Raw genomic sequence first — 18259 nt, forward strand, 5'->3', positions numbered from 1 at the left:
TGAACAATCTAGGTTAGAAGCTTCTATTCCGACTTGGGGTGATGCTATTGTTTGGAGTGATTTGCATAATTATGATCGCCTATTTACCAATCTCTGGGACTAAAATAGCAACACTTTTTGTCCTATAACCCTGATATAATCGCACTTGGAGATAGTATTTTAACTATACTCTAGTCTACTGTTAATTCATGATTTTCAGCGTATGGCATAATATATCAGGTGCTATATTTACAAGTATACGTAGAAAAAATCTTTCAGAATAAATATATAATGGCAATATAATAAACAGCCCCATAAAAATTATAATTAATTTTTGTGGGGCTGTTATATAGTATCATTTTTTATATTCTGTCTCGAACAAGACCAATTACGAGACCTTCAATATGACAATCATCTACAATAATCGGACTAAAATCATCATTCTCAGGTTGTAAACGAATATGACCATTTTCTTTATAAAATCGTTTTACAGTCGCTTCATCATCAATACGAGCAACAACTACATCACCATTATTAGCAGTATTTTGATGACGTACAATAAGCATATCACCTTCATACATACCAATATTAATCATAGATTCGCCTTGAACACGTAACATAAAACAATCAGAATCTCCTGTTAGTTGAACAGGTAGTGTCAATGTTGTCTCTAAATTTTCAACAGCTGTAATCGGTGTACCGGCTTGAACAGTACCAATAAGAGGCACTTGTTTTAAGCCAGTACCCAAAAACTCAAAATTTTCGGAGCTCGTAGTTTCGTGACTATCACTAGATACGGAAACACTAGGTTTAGCATCATCTAAAATAGTAATAGCACGATTTTTATTAGGATCACGTTTAATATAACCAAATTTTTCTAATGTATTTAGATGAGATTGAACAGTGGATGTAGAACTTAAACCTACATAAGCACAAATTTCTCGAACAGTAGGGCAACGATATTCATTATGCAAAGAATCTCTAATAAACTCTAAAATACGACGTTGTTTTGTATTAATATCAGTAGCTGGGCGTCTCACAAAAAACCTCCAAATATATATAATGGTAAAATATATAAACGTATAAATAATATATAATACTCTAATAATTTACTTTCTATGCTTATTATATAGATATTTTATTACATTTGCAAACATTTGTTCTAAAACACTTGACCGAACATCCGTTTGTATGCTATTATTTCATTGTAGACAAACAAATGTTCTGAATTTTATGTTCGATATATAAAAGAGGTAATGTAGTATGAAACATATTATGATTATGCTTAGCATATGTTTTGCAATGGTAATAGGTTATCAACAAACAACTCCAGCAATGGAATCTCATAATGTACAAGAGGTAACTGTAAGAGCAGGTGATACCTTATGGGATATAGCATCCCGAACAACGGGTTCTAATATGGATGTACGTGAAGTAGTTCATACAGTAAAAGAACTAAACAATATTTCTAGTTCTGGAACATTAACACCAGGAACAAAAATAAAAGTTCCTGTATATAAAACTGATAGTCCAACAAGAGCTATGGACTATATGGCTCAAAATTAAATATATAGGAAAATAGCTAGTATAGATTACCTTTAAACTGAAGATAATCAATACTAGCTATTTTCCTATTATAAAGCCTTATTTAAAACGCTTTGCAAAAATTGTAGAAATAGGGTTGTCTACGAATTTATTTGCTTCATTAATATAACGTCGTACCATATTAACACTATGATGACGTGTCTGACGCATTATATTACGTTCTTCTACTCCATATGCTGCTGCTGTTGTGGCAAAACCATGACGTAAACTATGAGCTCCATACATGGTAGGATCCAGTCCTATAAGAGAAATATATTTTTTTACTATTTCTGCAATTGATTTATCAGAAATAGCTGTTTTTCTTAATGACATTGATTTAGTAAATCCTCTAAATACAGGTCCAGAAGTAATACCACTAATAACAAGCCATTTTTTTAAAGCACGTACAGCATCCAATGGTGAGTCTTGTAAGGCAGGAATCGCTACAATAGCACCTTGACCTTCTTGGTCTGCCTTAGATGAGGCAATAAATATTTCAAGACCTTGTGGAGAAAACTTTAAATTTTCCACTGTTAATGCTGCAATTTCACTACGTCGAAAAGCTCCCATAAAACCAATAAGCAAAATAGCTTTGTCTCTGATTTTTTGAATATTAGGAATATCAATAGAATCCATACACTCTAAAATATCTTCTATATCATCAAGCAATATGGGCGTTTTTCCCTGTTGAAAAGTTCCTTTTAAGCGTCGTATACCGCGTAAAGCTTGTTTTACAATGGGAGCCATACATGGATTTTCTCGAGCTCCAGAGGCATTATAATTTTCTGAAATAGCACTGATACGACGAGCAATTGTATTCGCCTTTGCATAATCAGCTAGATCATTTACATAATTAACAATGGTTTCTGGTGTTGCCGGAAAATAAGATATCTTTTGATAATTGCACCAATCAACAAAGTCATCCCAATCTGATTCATAAGCATTTACTGTATTTTCAGCCTTGGAAAGTAAAATACTTTGTTTAGCTTTCATAGATAATTTTTTACTATTCATTAATGCATCATTATGACGCAAATAAAAATGTTTTTTATCTTCTTTAGACTGTGACATATATAATCCTTTTACTAACACTATGCTATTATTGTATCACATAGAAACATGGAATTATGCTATAATTAGATGATTTTGAACAAAATTTCTTGAATTTTATTTGAAAGATATAATGATGAACTTAAAACAATTATTATGTAGTGTATTAATCGGTTCTTGTCTATTTACTAGTGGTTGCACATTAAATCCGACGGATGGCACAATTACATCTGGCCTGTATTATGAAGATCAAGATATCTCTGGATATTCTAGAGATGCTGTTAGCTCCTTAATTCATACAGAGGCTAGTAATAATAAGACAATTACTATAACAATTCCAAATCAAGGTACACAACAAGTAAAAGTAAAAGATTTAGGAATTACGCTTGATACAGATAGCACAGAATCTAGTATTTTTACCTACGGTTATGAAGATGATTTAAAAACACTCATCTTGCATAGGATCACTGCTTTTATTTATAAAGTACATATAAATCCTGTATATAAACTTGATGAGGTAACAGCTAAAGCTTATTTTACAGAATTAGCGAAGCAAATCGATGTATCTGGTCATGATGCGTTATTAACGGTTGAAAATGGTCAAGTCAAGATGACGCCTTCAAAAGAAGGAACACGTGTTGATATCGATGAGACAATTAAACAATTAAAAACTAAACTGGACGAAAATGATTTTGACAATATTTCTATAGAATTTACCTCTAAAGATACAGTGCGTGTTACAAACGATGATGTAAAACCATTAACAGCCGTTCTTGGTAGTTATACTACCAATTTTGATGCATCTAACACCAATAGAACACATAATATTGAACTAGCCTCAACTAAAATTAGCGGTACATTAGTGAAACCAGGCGCGGTTTTTTCCTTTAATGACGTTGTCGGTGAACGCACTGCAGAAGCTGGCTATGATGATGCACCGGTTATTGTTGATGGTAAACTAGTGCCAGGTATTGGTGGTGGTATTTGCCAGGTTAGCTCTACATTATTTAATGCTGCATTACTATCTGGCATGAATATTATCGAACGGACGCCTCATTTTGAACCGGTCAGCTATATTCCTGCCGGACGTGATGCAACCGTTGCTTACGGCTATTTAGACTTTCAATTTAAAAATCCTTATGCACATGATATTTATGTATTAAGCATTATGAATAATGGTCAATTAACTATATATATTATAGGAGTTCCAGAAGATATGCCAAAATCTGTATCCATCAGTGTTGGCGATCGCACCGACATTCCAAATCAAACAATTACTAAATTTGACAATTCCTTAAATGAAGAGGTTATTGAATACGGACATATTGGATTTAGAATTAACACATACCGCACAATTACCTACAGTAATTGGGTAACTACCACGGATATATACGAATCTACATATGATCCTGTCGATACAGTTATTATAAAAAATACTCAGGCATCATCAGAGTCTAATACTAAAAATTCATCGAAAAGTAAACCTAAAAGATAGACTTTAAATATTAACATTCTATTAAATATAGCCTAATCTATTGACCTAATGCATAGATTAGGCTATTATTTTAATTTGTAGTAAGGTGTTTATACCTAAAAACGCTAAAATTACACATTTCATTCTCAATAATTATCAATTAAAATCATAAGTTGAGGTTCACTATGGATACAATTTTACAATTCGACCATACAGTCATATTTTATATACAACAACATTTTATCAGTTCCTATTTAACACCAATCATGTACTGGTTATCCAAAATAACAAGTGCAGGTGCTTTATGGATCTTAATTTCTATTATATTAATGATTCAAAAGAAATATCGCGTTATCGGCCTTGGAATGTTCATTTCCTTAGTATTGGTATTTATCATAGGCGACCAAGGTTTAAAACCTCATGTAGCGCGTTTAAGACCATTTGTAGATTTCCCTAATGTACCATTAGTAGCACCGCCACCAGCAGCAACAACATATTCATTTCCATCAGGGCATAGTTTTGGCTCATTTGCGGCTGCAACAGCATTATACTTAGGATTGAGTAATATCTATCCAACAAAGAGATTCTGGGGCGTTATAGCGTTAATTGGTGCATGTGTAGTAGCATTTGCACGAGTATACTTATTTGTACATTATCCAACAGATGTATTAACTGGATTAGTATTAGGTATCATCGTAGGTTGCATTGCATGGAAAATTGCAAAAGCGTTATGGTCTTGGTGGATTGGTCGTAAAAACGAAGTGGAATATGAACCATATACATTTAAACGTAAAAACTAAAAACCTTGAAAGTATTGACTGGGCCTAGCTTAGGCCCAGTTTTTATACCTTTAATTACTTCCGATAAATTATCGTTATCGGAAGTAATATAAATTATTATATCACTTATTTAAATATATATATTGAAATAAATCAAATAAAGATGTAAAATAGTCATATAAGTTATGTAAATTTATCATATTATCTCTCAAGGGAGGACATCATATGTGCTGGTGTGATATTGTAAGTAAAGCTAAAATTGGCAGTTTAAAAAACCTTGGAAATGGCATGGAACATTCACTAGGATTTCTTGCAGAAATGGTTGTTGGTTTGAGTTGTTTACGTGTTATTATTAACTGGGTTTTTGGCATCTAACAATTATATAATACGAATATACTAAAGGCGCCTAGCATATTGCTAGGTGCCTTATTTTATATTTATAGAATCATATTCTTATTAAATCCGTTTTAATCATTTGGGCTACAGCTGATATATTCTATAATAATTTGGCATATATCACCTACTTCGTCAAACGCCCAATATACAGGATATAATCCATCACCAAATCCAGATTGTATCATCGGTACATATAAATCGGTATTTGGTATTTTAAAGTTAATCCAATCGCCACCAGGTCGTTGAAATTTAGGATAAGCTATAGCATTCAATTTAAATAACTCATCAAAATAGTCATCGTATATATTGCCATTTGGGTATTGTTCATACCATTGACGATCAAATTCTTTATATACATGTATTGTAGATTCATCAACAATAGTAGCTAATCCTGAATCTACAGGAAAACCAATATAGCTTTCCCCATCTTCTAATTCACTCAAATCCTCATGACCTTTAAGGGCTAATTCATACTGTACAGGAATTGTATTCTTAAATAAAACTCTCGTTAACACATAACGATAATAATCTGTATCTAGTTCAGCAACCTTTGTTTCAATTGGATATGTACCTGGTTCTACAGTACGTATATACATTTTATTATCAACAGCAGATAAATGTGTTAAAGGATCACAAACAACAATATGTCCTGTAGGCAATGTTATATGTCCCATTGGTAAAGTATATATTTTTTTGCCAAATAACTCATTCATATTAAATATGTCATGATAATTTACAGGAGCATTTAGTTTACCTTCACTACCTAAATGATTAAATGTATCTATCCATTCTTTGGATATATCCTGAGTATTCATTAGAAAAACTCCTATCTATGTAATTCTGCCTCATGTTTGTTACGTATATATTGTTGTTCCAACGCTTCATAAGCAGCTGTTTTCTGGATTATTTGTTTAACTACAGTATCTAAATCAGATCCATCTGTATAATCAGCCGCTGCGTAATAACGAATACGATGATGTTGCATCATTTTATAAACTTTGTCTTTATTCTTATTATCTGGATCGTAGACACCGATTGAATGGCCCCCATTAACATTAACAAGACTCATACAAGGAATATCTGTATCACTATCACCTATATAAATCATGTTGCGAAATGGCACTCGTTGTTCCTCAGGTCGGATATAATCGTTTACACCGGCATCATTTATATCTAATACGCCTTTTTGTATGCGGAACAAGAACTGAGTTTTATTTGTATAATTAATCGCTTGTGCAGGCCAAACAGCTACACCCTTATCATCAAACATAAATGCACTGGCATAGATTTTTTTGAAAGCTCCATTTTTTGCCATTTCAGTGCCTTCAATCATCTCTTTTAAGCCAGAAGATATGATGTAATGTTCAATGCGTACACCGTGTTCTAAACCATATTCACGAATACGTTCAAACCAAGTGCGAACACCTTCATATAGTTCCACTTGATTGCCATATTCCATAAGCTTTTCTCGAGTTACATAAAAACGGCCTATTGCTTCTTGAATCATCTTGTACATATAAGCCAAGTTATTATCCATATCATTTTTCTTAGCCAGTTGATTAGATTCTTGCCAGAACTGTTTGATTTGCTCTTCATCATAGCCAACAGATTGGATAAAGCCTTGTGCCTGCATATCATCAGGTGTTAAGGTCTTATCGAAATCATAACAAATTGCTAATACGGGTAAATCAGATTCTGCAGATGATTGGTTTTTATAGGTAATTATAAGACACCTCCTTTTACTAAACAGTTCTCTACTTATATACATTCTAGAAAAGCTTCGTTAACAAGAAAATTTGATAGCAACAATATAATAATATGTTTACCACTGTTATACATCAAAAAGACTGTTTTGGACAGGAATATTATATTTAGAAGCAGTACTAATTTTTATAGTATCTTTAGGATGTATATGTCCAATCAATAATGAAGATTGAGGATCGTGATTTATTCTATTTCTGCGAACTGCGCTCTGATTAGTATTCGCATAACAATAACGACAAAAATGACTGCATGTATCATACGCACCTATATCGCCATGTAAATAACAATTACATTCAGTTCGCGCAGGTCTTTTTTTAGGTACCTTTAATTTTACATTCCATGCCCGTTCATAGCAATTTACTGTGAGGCAGCCGCTCGTATCAGCACCAATATGTTTGAAAGTATTCCCTTCACCACATGTTTTTAAGGTCATTCCAAATTGATTAGCAATATCCACCAAGGTCTTCATTAAACTTATTTGCCTATCTTTAGGTGGTCGTTTTCCTTCTGGAAAATTTCGTAAAACCTTATCATATATATCTAAAAAGCTTGCTACTACAGTATCCGTATACCCTTCTAGTGATTTGGACATTTTATAAAAACTTTCACAATGAAAATCAATAGAATACTTGTGATTGATAATAATTGGATCGTAACGCCATACCATTGATTGAGGGTTAAGGCTGTTACTAATCATTGTAAACCCTTTTATAACCTGTTCATAATTTGGCACATAAGGCTCTATATCAGTACCATAAGGCGTAATAGTCATATGCCAATATTGATGGTAGTCAGCAATATACGACAAATACTGTATAAATGGTAGAGGATTTTTAGTACAAAAAGCAATACCATCAACTGTATTATGATTAATCATATATCGTGTAATCTGATTAGGATGATAAGGATTACGTACATCTACAAAACCAGCTTTTATACGATTGATAAACCACTGTCCATAAAAGGCAGGGATATCAGTTCTTTGCCCTGTCTGTAAAATCATAGCAATTCCCTTTCTCTGTATAATTTTATTCTATTATATCTAAAACTGCCAATTTGTTAAATATTTCATAGGAATAGCACTATGGATATGATACTATTCAAATAGTAAAAAATAAGGAGCTATTATGAACGATTCATTTAATCATATTATTCATCCTAAAGAAGATGATAAAACATTTATTACATCCTATTGGACTGAGCGTGCAGCGGATTTCCGCAAATTGCGTGAAAAAGAATTGCAAAGCCCTAAGCTTTTATTATGGCGTGATGAACTATTAAATCATATAAAGGTGTCTGATTCATTAAATATATTAGATATAGGTTGTGGTGCTGGTTTTTTCAGCATTATTCTATCTCAACTAGAACATACAGTGACAGGTATTGATATAACGCCTAACATGATCGAAGAATCTAAACTATTAGCTCAATCTGTTGGTAGTACAGCCCAATTTGCTGTTATGGATGCCGAAAATCTAGATTTTGATGACAATACCTTTGATATTATTGTGGCTCGCAATGTAACATGGAATTTACCACATCCAGATATGGCGTATAAGGAATGGTTACGTGTTCTTAAATCTGGTGGCATGATTCTAAATTACGATGCAGAACACGCTAAAAATCATCACCATCTACCCCAATCTGTTCACAATGCGCATGAACATATCAAATCTGAATTATTAGAAAAATGTCACACCATTTATCATATGTTATCTATCAGCGGTACAGATCGTCCTGAATGGGATAAACAGCTTCTAGAATCTTATGAGGCTACTGTAACGATAGATTCAACTGTAGGACCTCGCATCTATGCAGAAGAGGATGAATTTTATATCCCAGTGCCTATGTTTTTGGTGAAAGCTATTAAATAGAATTCGTATTACGCTAGACAACACAAAACCCACTCTATGAAATATATCATGAGTGGGTTTTCATTATATGAGGTATATAATCTTAGTTTTTAAAATACTCTTGAGCCTTACCGATTTCGTTACGCAGTTTTTCTTCATCAATAGTCAATAGTTCTTTATTTTTCATAAGAACCTTACCGGCTACAATAACTGTATTCGCATCAGAGCTATTAGCTGAATATACAAGTGCAGCTACATCGTTGTAACGAGGCATCCAATGCATACCTGATACATCATATAATACGATATCTGCACGTTGACCAACAGCAATCTTGCCGAGATCATTATAGCCAAGAGCTTTGGCCCCTTCTACAGTCCCCATGTTCCAAGCCGCTTGTGCAGGAATAGACTTAGGATCATATAGACGAGCCTTATGTAATGTTGCTGCTAGACGTACCTCTTCAAGCATATCCGCATTATTGTTAGATGCCGAACCATCTGTACCAAGACCTACAGTAATGCCTTTTTCTATCATTTCAGGAATAGGCGCAATACCACTAGCTAATTTCAAATTAGATTGTGGATTATGAGCTACGGCTACATTATTTTCAGCCATAATAGCCATATCTTCTTCTGTTACATGTACGCAGTGAGCTGCCAATGTAGTATTCCAGAATAAACCTAAGTCATGCATATGAGCAATTGGTGTCTTACTAGTCGCTTTCATAACATTCTCTACTTCCCCTTTAGTTTCGGATAAGTGCATATGAATCCCACAATTAAGCTCATGAGATAAAGCAATGACCTTTTCCATGTACGCATCTGGACAAGTATATGGCGCATGAGGTCCTAATAGAACCTTGATGCGATCGTTATCATAACCATGATAGGTACGGAACAAATCTGCATTTTCCACAAGTGCTTGATCAGCTGTAGGAGAAACACCTGCAAGACCACGGGACAATACAGCACGAATACCGGTTTCTTTCACTACATCAGCTGTTGTATTCATAAAGAAATACATGTCACTAAAAGTGGTTGTACCAGAACGTAGCATTTCTGCAATGCCTAGTTGTGTGCCCCATTTAACCAAATCATCATTTAACTTAGCTTCTGTTGGCCAAATGGCAGTTTCAAGCCAATCCATAAGCTCTAAATCATCCGCATAATTACGGAATAAACCCATTGCAATATGCGTATGTGTATTAACAAGTCCTGGTGCAGCCAACTGCCCTTTTCCATCTAATGTTTCTTTTGATTCTACAGATTTTGCTTCTTCTGCAGTTAATATAGCAGTAATATAACCATTTTCAATTTCAACGGCATGATTTTTTAATGTTCCGTTGTCGGTAAGAACATCTACATTGGTAATTAATAAATCTGACATAATGCCTCCTTGCATAGGTAAAACCGAGTCAAAATAGACTCGGTTAAATTCACGTTCAAGCTAACGATTATATTAGTTTACCTTTGTTAAATAATCAATTTGATCTTGTGTTAATGCATCTAAATCATATCCCATGGAGTGTAACTTAATTTTTGCCACTTCTTCATCAAGTTCATGAGGCAATACATATACTTTAGGCTCCATGTTTTTACCATTATGTAATACATGTTCTGCAGCCAATGCTTGCATAGCAAAAGATAAGTCCATAATTTCAGCTGGATGACCATCACCTGCTGCTAAGTTTACAAGACGACCTTCTGCCAATACATAAATTTTACGACCATCAGACATTGTATAGCCTTCGATATTTTGACGAACACGTTCATGACTTACGGCTACTTTTTCTAAATCATGTACATTTACTTCACAGTCAAAATGGCCAGCATTACAAAGAACGGCTTTGTCCTTCATTACTTCATAATGTTCTTTTACAATAACATCTTTACAACCTGTTACAGTACAGAAAATGTCGCCGATTTTAGCAGCTTCTATCATAGGCAATACAGTAAAGCCATCGAAAACTGCTTCAATAGCTTTAATAGGATCAACTTCTGTAACAAATACGTGAGCGCCTAAACCTTTCGCACGCATAGCAACGCCTTTACCACACCAGCCATAACCAGCAACAACAACATTTTTACCTGCTACTGTAAGGTTTGTAGTACGCATAATACCATCCCATACAGATTGGCCTGTACCATAGCGATTATCGAATAAGTATTTGCAGTTAGAATCATTTACAGCAATCATAGGGAATGTCAATTGTTTAGCATGTTCCAATGCATATAATCGATGAACACCAGTTGTCGTTTCTTCACTACCACCTAACAAACGTTCTTTTGCATCAGTACGTGTAGTATGTAATAGGTTAACAAGGTCCCCACCATCATCAATGATAATATGAGGTTTATGATCCAACGCTTTGTTAAGGAACATAAAATATTCTTCATCAGTACAATTATACCAAGCATATACAGTAAGGCCCATATCTACAAGACCAGCCGCTACATCATCTTGTGTAGAAAGAGGGTTTGAGCCTGTAACAATAACATCAGCGCCACCGCGTTTTAAAACAGTTGCAAGGTATGCAGTTTTAGCTTCCAAGTGAACAGAAACAACAATCGTTTGACCTTTGAAAGTTTGTTCTTTTTCAAAACGATCGCCTAATGTATTTAGTGTAGGCATAAAATTAGAAACCCAGTCGATTTTTTTACGGCCTTCAGCTGCGAGATTAATATCTTTAATTAATGATTGCATATATACTCCTTCATTCTTTAGTTAATAAATTATATACATGTTGTTGAAAAAACTTACTTTTAATAATTATACTATATATTTAAACCCATCATGAAAACTATTTCGTTCTCACAATCGATTGTAAACGAGTAATGGACTCTTGATAATCAGGTGTTAATACACCTTCCTCAGTAATAATGGCAGTAACCAAATCATGAGGAGTTACATCAAAAGCAGGATTTAATACATGAATACCTGTAGGCGCAGATGGCACCCCTTGAAAGTTTAACACTTCATCATCAGCACGCATTTCAATAGGAATATCCTTACCATCTTTGAGTGTAAAATCAAATGTACTATATGGAGCTGCCACATAAAATGGAATATTATGGAATTTTGCAAGTACTGCTAATCCGTAGGTACCAATTTTATTGGCTACATCACCTTCCGTTGTAATCCGATCGGCACCGACGATAATAGCGTCGATTAGTCCTTGTTGCATTGCATAGGCCGCCATATTGTCTGTCTCTAATGTAACAGGAATGCCATCTTCATGGAGTTCAAAAGCCGTTAAACGGGCTCCTTGCAATAATGGACGTGTTTCATCGGCGTACACCATTTTCAATTGGCCCTGTTCATGTAGTTTACGAATCACACCAAGTGCAGTACCTAAACCACCTGTCGCTAAAGCACCAGCATTACAATGCGTTAAGATTCGTAAATTCTGTTTTTCTTTAAATAAGGTGGCCCCATTAATAGCCATATGTGTGTTGAGTTTTACATCCTCTTCATGGATAACAATAGCCTCTTTTATGATGCGGTCTATAATTTCATGCATAGACGCAAAGGGACCGGCTTTTACAATCGCTATAACACGATTAACCGCCCACGCTAAATTAATCGCTGTCGGTCGAGTTTCCTTTAATTCTTCACTCCACTCATAAAAAGTTGATAGTTGTTCAGAAAAAGGAACCTCTAAACGATTCGCCTCCACAGCTGCTAAAATAAGACCATAACCAGCAGCGACGCCGATAGCAGGAGCTCCACGGACACGAAGCATCTTTATTGCCTCTGCCACTTGTCGCCAGTCGGTACAATGTATATATTCCACATGAGTTGGCAATTTTGTTTGATCTAATAAAATGAGCGTACCATCACGCCATTCAATATTTTTCATGAGACCTCCCTCCACATTGTCATATCAAAATGGATACAATCTCTTATAATTTAAATCCGCCATATTCGGCCATACGATGATGAGCTGCATAGTCTGCATTTATATCAATAACCTCAATCGTTCCTAAAATAAGGGCTTTCAATTGAGATGCCATTTCCCCCATCATTTCAACTACTTCACTGTGAGTTAGAGCATTTTCAGAAATACCAGCTGCGTAGTTCGTAATCATAGAAATTGTAGTATACGCCATTTCCGCTTCGTTTGCTAAATTAACCTCTGGTACATTCGTCATGCCTACGGTATCGCCACCAAGCATGTGGAACATCTTAATCTCCGCAGGTGTTTCAAAACGTGGCCCTTCTGTACATACATAAGTTCCACCATTATGAATAGATAGATTTTGATCTTTACCTACGGTTTCAATAATTTGACGAAGTTCAGGGCAATATGGATTGGTTACATCCAAATGTGCTACTGGACGATCGCCACCTTCATAAAATGTGGTAACACGATTTTTTGTAAAATCAAGAAATTGATCTGTTAATACAAAATGGCCAGGTTCAAAATTTTTATTTAATGACCCTACAGCTGTTGTGGAAATAATAAATTTAACGCCTAGCTTTTTTAACCCCCAAATATTAGCGCGATAATTAATTTTATGTGGAGGAATCGTATGGTCTTTACCATGACGGGCCACAAAAATTACAATTTTTCCTTTATATGTACCTTGTACATAATCAATTTCACCATAAGGAGTCATCAAAGATTCTTCATGAATATTTTCAAATATAGACGGATCATAAACACCTGTTCCGCCAATAACACCGATTGCACTCATAGTTGCCTCCTATTAAAAATACTCTATTAATCTATTTTCGCACATAATAATAAAACAGGCTATAGAAAAATACTATAACCTGTATATTTTATGAATAATTTACTAATTATAGTCAGTTCAATACTAATCATTTATACGACTATACCAATTATTGAATAGGTCCTTTAGGTGTAAACATATCTTCCAATTCTTTTCGAGGGAAATGATACTTTTCATTACAATAATGACAGACTAACTCTGTAATTTCATCTTCTAACAATGAATTTTTATCATTTTCTCTCAAAGTCATAAGAACACTCGCAAAACGATCACGACTACAACGACACTTAAAAGATACTGGCTGATTATAAACTTCATTAACAGTGAGACCATCTAGTACTTTTTCTACAAGGCCTTGACCATCTGGATGCTCTTTTAAATATTCTGTTACAGGTCCTAATTCATTGATATTTTTTTCTACCATTGCTAATGCGGCATCAGTAGCATCTGGTAACGCTTGTACAATAAAACCACCAGCTACAATCGTGTGATAATCTGGATCTACTAAAACTCCCAAACTGATAGTGGATGGGACCTGTTCAGATGTATATAAATAATATGCTAAATCCTCTGCAATTTCACCACTTTGAATAGGACTCGTAGAAGTATAATCCTGAGCTAGTTTCGTAAATCTTGTAACTTGTACCTCTCCATGATGACCAACAGCAGCACCTACATCTAACTTTCCAGCATGTTTTAATGGTACATCTACATGTGGTTCATCCACATATCCACGAACTGTATTATCAGAAAATGCATCTACATGTACAACCCCTAACGGACCATCACCTTTAATTCTAAGACTAACATTTTCATGATTTTTAAAATCACCTGCCAGTAAGATGGCTCCCGTCATAGTACGTCCTAAAGCAGCCGTTGCTACAGGCCACAAATCGTGACGTACACGAGCAGTTTCTACCGTATCCGTAGTAACTGCTAATGACATACGTACCCCTTCACGGGTAGTAAAACGTTTAATATAATCCATTCTATTTTTCCTTATACTAGATTTGATTGATAAGATTAACCATTTCGATAGCACCCATAGCGCAATCGTAACCTTTATTACCCGCTTTTGTACCAGCACGTTCAATAGCTTGTTCAATATTTTCAGTTGTTACGACACCGAACATAACAGGGATACCTGTTTCTAAAGAAACGTGAGCAATACCTTTTGCAACTTCATTACAAACATAGTCATAATGTGTAGTGGCTCCACGAATAACGGCACCTACACAAATAATAGCATCATAACGACCAGATACAGCTGCTTTTTTTGCAATCAACGGAATTTCATAAGCACCAGGAACCCAAATGACTGTAATATCTTCTTGTTTAACATCATGACGCAATAAACAGTCTTCAGCACCACCAATTAATTTAGATGTAATAAACTCATTAAAACGAGAACCGATAATAGCAAATTTCTTACCAGTACCAACCAAATTACCTTCTTGAACCATCATGTTATAGCCTCCTATAAATTTAGCTTAAATGTCTATATAACGAAAGAAATATTAGTCTTCTAACATATGTCCCATTTTTTCTTCTTTTGTTTTTAAATAGCCTGCATTAAATTTGTTTGCAGGAATAATGAGAGGTACACGTTTGTGTACATCGATTCCCCAATGTTCTAATCCATGGCGTTTTTCAGGGTTATTCGTCAATAAACGGATACTCTTAATACCTAGGAATCGAATAATTTGAGCCGCTAAGGAATATTCACGCATATCTGCAGGAAAACCTAATTGTTCATTCGCTTCTACCGTATCAAAGCCTTGTTCTTGTAATGCATAAGCCTTAATTTTATTTGTTAAGCCAATACCACGGCCTTCTTGACGCATATACACGACAACGCCTTTTCCTTCTTTTTCGATAGAGCGTAATGCATTTTCTAATTGTTCACCACAGTCGCAGCGTTTAGAACCAAACACATCACCTGTTAAACATTCAGAGTGAATACGTACTAGCACATCTTCACAATCTTGTACATCGCCCTTAACGATTGCAAGATGTTCTTTATGATCCAAATCATTTTTAAATACAAAAATATTAAAATCACCAAATTTTGTTGGCAATTGGGAGCAAGCGCCCAATTCAATCATATCTTCATGTTGTTTACGATATTCAATGAGTTCTGCTACGGATGCAATTTTTAAATCATGTTCCTTAGCAAATTCTATTAAATCTGGCAAACGTGCCATATCTCCATCATCTTTAGTGATTTCACAGATAACAGCAGCCTCTTGTAAACCAGCAAGACGGCAAAGATCTACAGATGCTTCTGTATGACCTTGGCGTACGAGAACACCACCTTCTTTATATACCAATGGAAATACGTGGCCAGGTCGACGGAAATCAGCAGGTTTTGCATTTGGATCTAATAATTTTTGAATCGTATATGCCCGTTCTGCTGGTGATACACCCGTTGTCGTATCTACATGATCTACGGTAACAGTAAAGGCTGTTTCATGATTATCCGTATTTTTCGTAACCATAGCCGAAATACCGAGACGTTCTAACGCTTCTCGTCTCATTGGTGTACATACGATGCCACGTGCATATTTAACAAAGAAGTTTATGTTTTCTTGAGTAGCAAACTCGGCAGCGATGATTAAATCTCCTTCATTTTCCCTACTTTCATCATCAACGATAATAACAGGTTTACCAACTTTCATATCTTGAAGAACTTCTTCAATTGTATTCAATGTATAATTCATGGAGACAACTCCTCCTTTTACATAAATCCATTCTCTACTAATAAAGATTCTATGGATTTTTGTGACTTACTTGTATGTATAGGCTCATCTAATGTCATAAAATGACGAATATAACGGCCTGTAATATCTGTTTCTAAATTTACCTCTGTACCAATTGACGCATGTCCTAGTACAGTTTCGCTTAATGTATGGGGAATAATAGATACAGAAAAGGTTGATTCTGTTCTCTCCATAATCGTTAAGCTAATGCCATCGATTGTAATGGATCCTTTATAAATAACGTAATCCATAATCGATTTTGGTGCTGAAATTGTAAAAATAACAGCGTTATCTGTGCGTTTCATATTAACAATACGACCTGTACCATCCACATGACCAGCCACAATATGACCACCAAATCTTCCATTAGCCGCCATCGCTCGTTCAAGATTTACGGGTTGGTTTACCTTTAAATTGGTAAACGTCGTCATACTAATCGACTCAGGCATTACATCTGCTGTAAACTGATGATTACTAATTGATGTAGCAGTTAAACATACGCCATTAACCGCTACAGAATCGCCGATTTTTAAATCATCAAAAATTATCTTGCCACCAATCGTCAATAATAAGGATTGGGCACCTTTTTTAACGCTTACTATTTTACCAACCTCTTCAACGATGCCTGTAAACATAGGAGCCCTCCCTTCCTAAACGATAGGATTCTATACGAATATTATTATCTAGTACTCGAGAACTAGCAAATTCAAGTGTAGGTGCATCATGTAATGTAGGAAAACCAGTGCCACCAACTGCTGAGGTGCTATTCGTTCCGCCAATGACAAGATTGCCTATATAGGTAACAATTTTATCAAAGGCCAACAATTCGACAAAAGAACTGATAATGGTGGAACCACCTTCAACAAGCACTGATGTGTATCCTTGTTTCCCAAGATGTTCCAAACACGCTTGAATATCTATCTTCTTAATATCGATAGCTACATCAGTGGTACGTCCTTGACGCGCAGATTTTGTTGGGAGTTCCTCTACAATCGCTCCAGCATTAGTTAAATCAATCCTACGCTGTTTTGAACACCCCTTCGCTACATAAACGATAACCTTTCGATTGGGTATCGTAAATACCTTTGCATCCGTTGGCGTACGCCCTTGACTATCCAAAATAATAATATCTGGCTGATGCACCTCTAATGTATTATCTAAGGGCTCATCATACATGTCGATAATCGATTTATATAATTCATCTTTAGTTAGTCTACAATTTAGCAATGGATCATCAGATAATATAGTGCCAATACCAACAAGCATTGCATCATGAGATGCGCGTAGCACATGACCATCCTTACGGGAACTTTCATTCGTTATCCATTGAGACTCACCTGTGAATGTAGCTATTTTACCATCAAGAGACATCGCACTTTTAAGAGTAACAAATGGTTTATGAGTTTGAATAAACGTAAAAAAATGTTCATTCATCTTAATACATTCATCCGCACATATACCTGTAGTTACAGAAATACCAGCCGCTTCAAGTATTTGAATTCCCTTACCAGCTACTAAAGGATTAGGATCAGTACTACCAATCACGACACGAGTAATACCTGATTCTACAACACGTTTTGCACAAGGCGGTGTCTTTCCATAGTGCGCACAGGGCTCAAGAGTTACATATAAGGTAGCCCCTTTAGCTTGTTCACCGGCTACATCTAGGGCATGTACTTCGGCATGGGCTTCGCCGGCCTTATGATGATATCCTTCACCAACTATTGTATTATCTTTTACTACGACGGCACCAACCAAAGGATTTGGCGATGTATGTCCTGTTGCCATTTTTGCAAGACGAATGGCACGTTTCATATATAATTCGTCGTTCATCATAATACCTCAATAAAAAAAGGACTATACACATAGTCCTTGGAGCATCAA

General features: G+C 35.2%; 19 protein-coding genes. 5 read left to right on the forward strand and 14 right to left on the reverse strand.

The features are described 5' to 3' along the window. Positions 1 to 341: 341 nt before the first annotated feature. Positions 342 to 1019, reverse strand: coding sequence for a transcriptional repressor LexA (gene lexA, locus Q0E20_RS02380; protein WP_295995736.1), 678 nt, complete (start codon positions 1017 to 1019; stop codon positions 342 to 344). Between the two features lie 223 nt (positions 1020 to 1242). Between lexA and Q0E20_RS02385 the strand changes: the two genes are divergently transcribed. Then, on the forward strand, positions 1243 to 1545 hold the full coding sequence (locus Q0E20_RS02385; RefSeq protein ID WP_295995738.1) for a LysM peptidoglycan-binding domain-containing protein: 303 nt from the start codon (positions 1243 to 1245) through the stop codon (positions 1543 to 1545). Positions 1546 to 1623: 78 nt separating this feature from the next. On the opposite strand, the gene Q0E20_RS02390 is transcribed toward Q0E20_RS02385, so the two are convergent. After that, complete coding sequence (locus Q0E20_RS02390; RefSeq protein ID WP_295995741.1) at positions 1624 to 2634, reverse strand: site-specific integrase; 1011 nt, start codon at positions 2632 to 2634, stop codon at positions 1624 to 1626. Positions 2635 to 2746: 112 nt separating this feature from the next. Here Q0E20_RS02390 and Q0E20_RS02395 point away from each other — a divergent pair, with 112 nt between their 5' ends. From Q0E20_RS02395 to Q0E20_RS02405, 3 genes are all read left to right on the forward strand, one after another. Further along, a complete protein-coding gene (locus Q0E20_RS02395; RefSeq protein WP_295995743.1) occupies positions 2747 to 4108 on the forward strand; it encodes a VanW family protein in 1362 nt (453 codons plus the stop codon). Positions 4109 to 4272: 164 nt separating this feature from the next. Next, entirely contained in the window at positions 4273 to 4887 is a 615-nt protein-coding gene (locus Q0E20_RS02400; RefSeq protein WP_295995746.1) for a phosphatase PAP2 family protein, read from the forward strand. A gap of 204 nt (positions 4888 to 5091) precedes the next feature. Beyond that, entirely contained in the window at positions 5092 to 5241 is a 150-nt protein-coding gene (locus Q0E20_RS02405) for a hypothetical protein (protein WP_295995749.1), read from the forward strand. Between the two features lie 92 nt (positions 5242 to 5333). Here Q0E20_RS02405 and Q0E20_RS02410 read toward each other — a convergent pair whose 3' ends face one another. From Q0E20_RS02410 to Q0E20_RS02420, 3 genes are all read right to left on the reverse strand, one after another. Continuing rightward, the gene (locus Q0E20_RS02410) at positions 5334 to 6077 is read right to left on the reverse strand and encodes a DUF4241 domain-containing protein (protein ID WP_295995753.1); all 744 of its coding nucleotides are present in this window, start codon (positions 6075 to 6077) and stop codon (positions 5334 to 5336) included. A gap of 11 nt (positions 6078 to 6088) precedes the next feature. Next, positions 6089 to 6988, reverse strand: a complete 900-nt coding sequence (locus tag Q0E20_RS02415) for an HAD family hydrolase (RefSeq protein WP_295995951.1) — start codon at positions 6986 to 6988, stop codon at positions 6089 to 6091. 105 nt (positions 6989 to 7093) lie between these two features. Beyond that, positions 7094 to 8029 carry a DUF1848 domain-containing protein gene (locus Q0E20_RS02420; protein ID WP_295995756.1) on the reverse strand — a complete coding sequence of 312 codons (936 nt, stop codon included), beginning with the start codon at positions 8027 to 8029 and terminating at the stop codon, positions 7094 to 7096. A 124-nt stretch (positions 8030 to 8153) separates the two neighbouring features. Between Q0E20_RS02420 and Q0E20_RS02425 the strand changes: the two genes are divergently transcribed. Beyond that, the gene (locus Q0E20_RS02425) at positions 8154 to 8900 is read left to right on the forward strand and encodes a class I SAM-dependent methyltransferase (RefSeq protein ID WP_295995759.1); all 747 of its coding nucleotides are present in this window, start codon (positions 8154 to 8156) and stop codon (positions 8898 to 8900) included. Positions 8901 to 8982: 82 nt separating this feature from the next. Here Q0E20_RS02425 and Q0E20_RS02430 read toward each other — a convergent pair whose 3' ends face one another. From Q0E20_RS02430 to ribD, 9 genes are all read right to left on the reverse strand, one after another. Then, complete coding sequence (locus Q0E20_RS02430) at positions 8983 to 10266, reverse strand: amidohydrolase (RefSeq protein ID WP_295995762.1); 1284 nt, start codon at positions 10264 to 10266, stop codon at positions 8983 to 8985. Positions 10267 to 10338: 72 nt separating this feature from the next. Next, a complete protein-coding gene (locus Q0E20_RS02435; protein ID WP_295995765.1) occupies positions 10339 to 11583 on the reverse strand; it encodes an adenosylhomocysteinase in 1245 nt (414 codons plus the stop codon). Positions 11584 to 11680: 97 nt separating this feature from the next. Next, on the reverse strand, positions 11681 to 12739 hold the full coding sequence (mtnA, locus tag Q0E20_RS02440) for an S-methyl-5-thioribose-1-phosphate isomerase (protein WP_295995767.1): 1059 nt from the start codon (positions 12737 to 12739) through the stop codon (positions 11681 to 11683). A 43-nt stretch (positions 12740 to 12782) separates the two neighbouring features. Further along, positions 12783 to 13577, reverse strand: coding sequence for an S-methyl-5'-thioadenosine phosphorylase (mtnP, locus tag Q0E20_RS02445; RefSeq protein ID WP_295995771.1), 795 nt, complete (start codon positions 13575 to 13577; stop codon positions 12783 to 12785). Between the two features lie 148 nt (positions 13578 to 13725). Continuing rightward, positions 13726 to 14604, reverse strand: a complete 879-nt coding sequence (hslO, locus tag Q0E20_RS02450) for an Hsp33 family molecular chaperone HslO (protein WP_295995774.1) — start codon at positions 14602 to 14604, stop codon at positions 13726 to 13728. 16 nt (positions 14605 to 14620) lie between these two features. After that, on the reverse strand, positions 14621 to 15082 hold the full coding sequence (gene ribE, locus Q0E20_RS02455; RefSeq protein ID WP_295995777.1) for a 6,7-dimethyl-8-ribityllumazine synthase: 462 nt from the start codon (positions 15080 to 15082) through the stop codon (positions 14621 to 14623). A gap of 51 nt (positions 15083 to 15133) precedes the next feature. Beyond that, a complete protein-coding gene (locus Q0E20_RS02460; RefSeq protein ID WP_295995780.1) occupies positions 15134 to 16336 on the reverse strand; it encodes a bifunctional 3,4-dihydroxy-2-butanone-4-phosphate synthase/GTP cyclohydrolase II in 1203 nt (400 codons plus the stop codon). A gap of 17 nt (positions 16337 to 16353) precedes the next feature. After that, complete coding sequence (locus Q0E20_RS02465) at positions 16354 to 17010, reverse strand: riboflavin synthase (RefSeq protein ID WP_295995783.1); 657 nt, start codon at positions 17008 to 17010, stop codon at positions 16354 to 16356. Then, on the reverse strand, positions 16991 to 18211 hold the full coding sequence (ribD, locus tag Q0E20_RS02470; protein ID WP_295995786.1) for a bifunctional diaminohydroxyphosphoribosylaminopyrimidine deaminase/5-amino-6-(5-phosphoribosylamino)uracil reductase RibD: 1221 nt from the start codon (positions 18209 to 18211) through the stop codon (positions 16991 to 16993). The genes Q0E20_RS02465 and ribD overlap by 20 nt, the downstream gene beginning before the upstream one ends. Between the last annotated feature and the right edge of the window lie 48 nt (positions 18212 to 18259).

This window comes from uncultured Veillonella sp. (assembly GCF_934230905.1).
Lineage (GTDB): Bacteria > Bacillota > Negativicutes > Veillonellales > Veillonellaceae > Veillonella.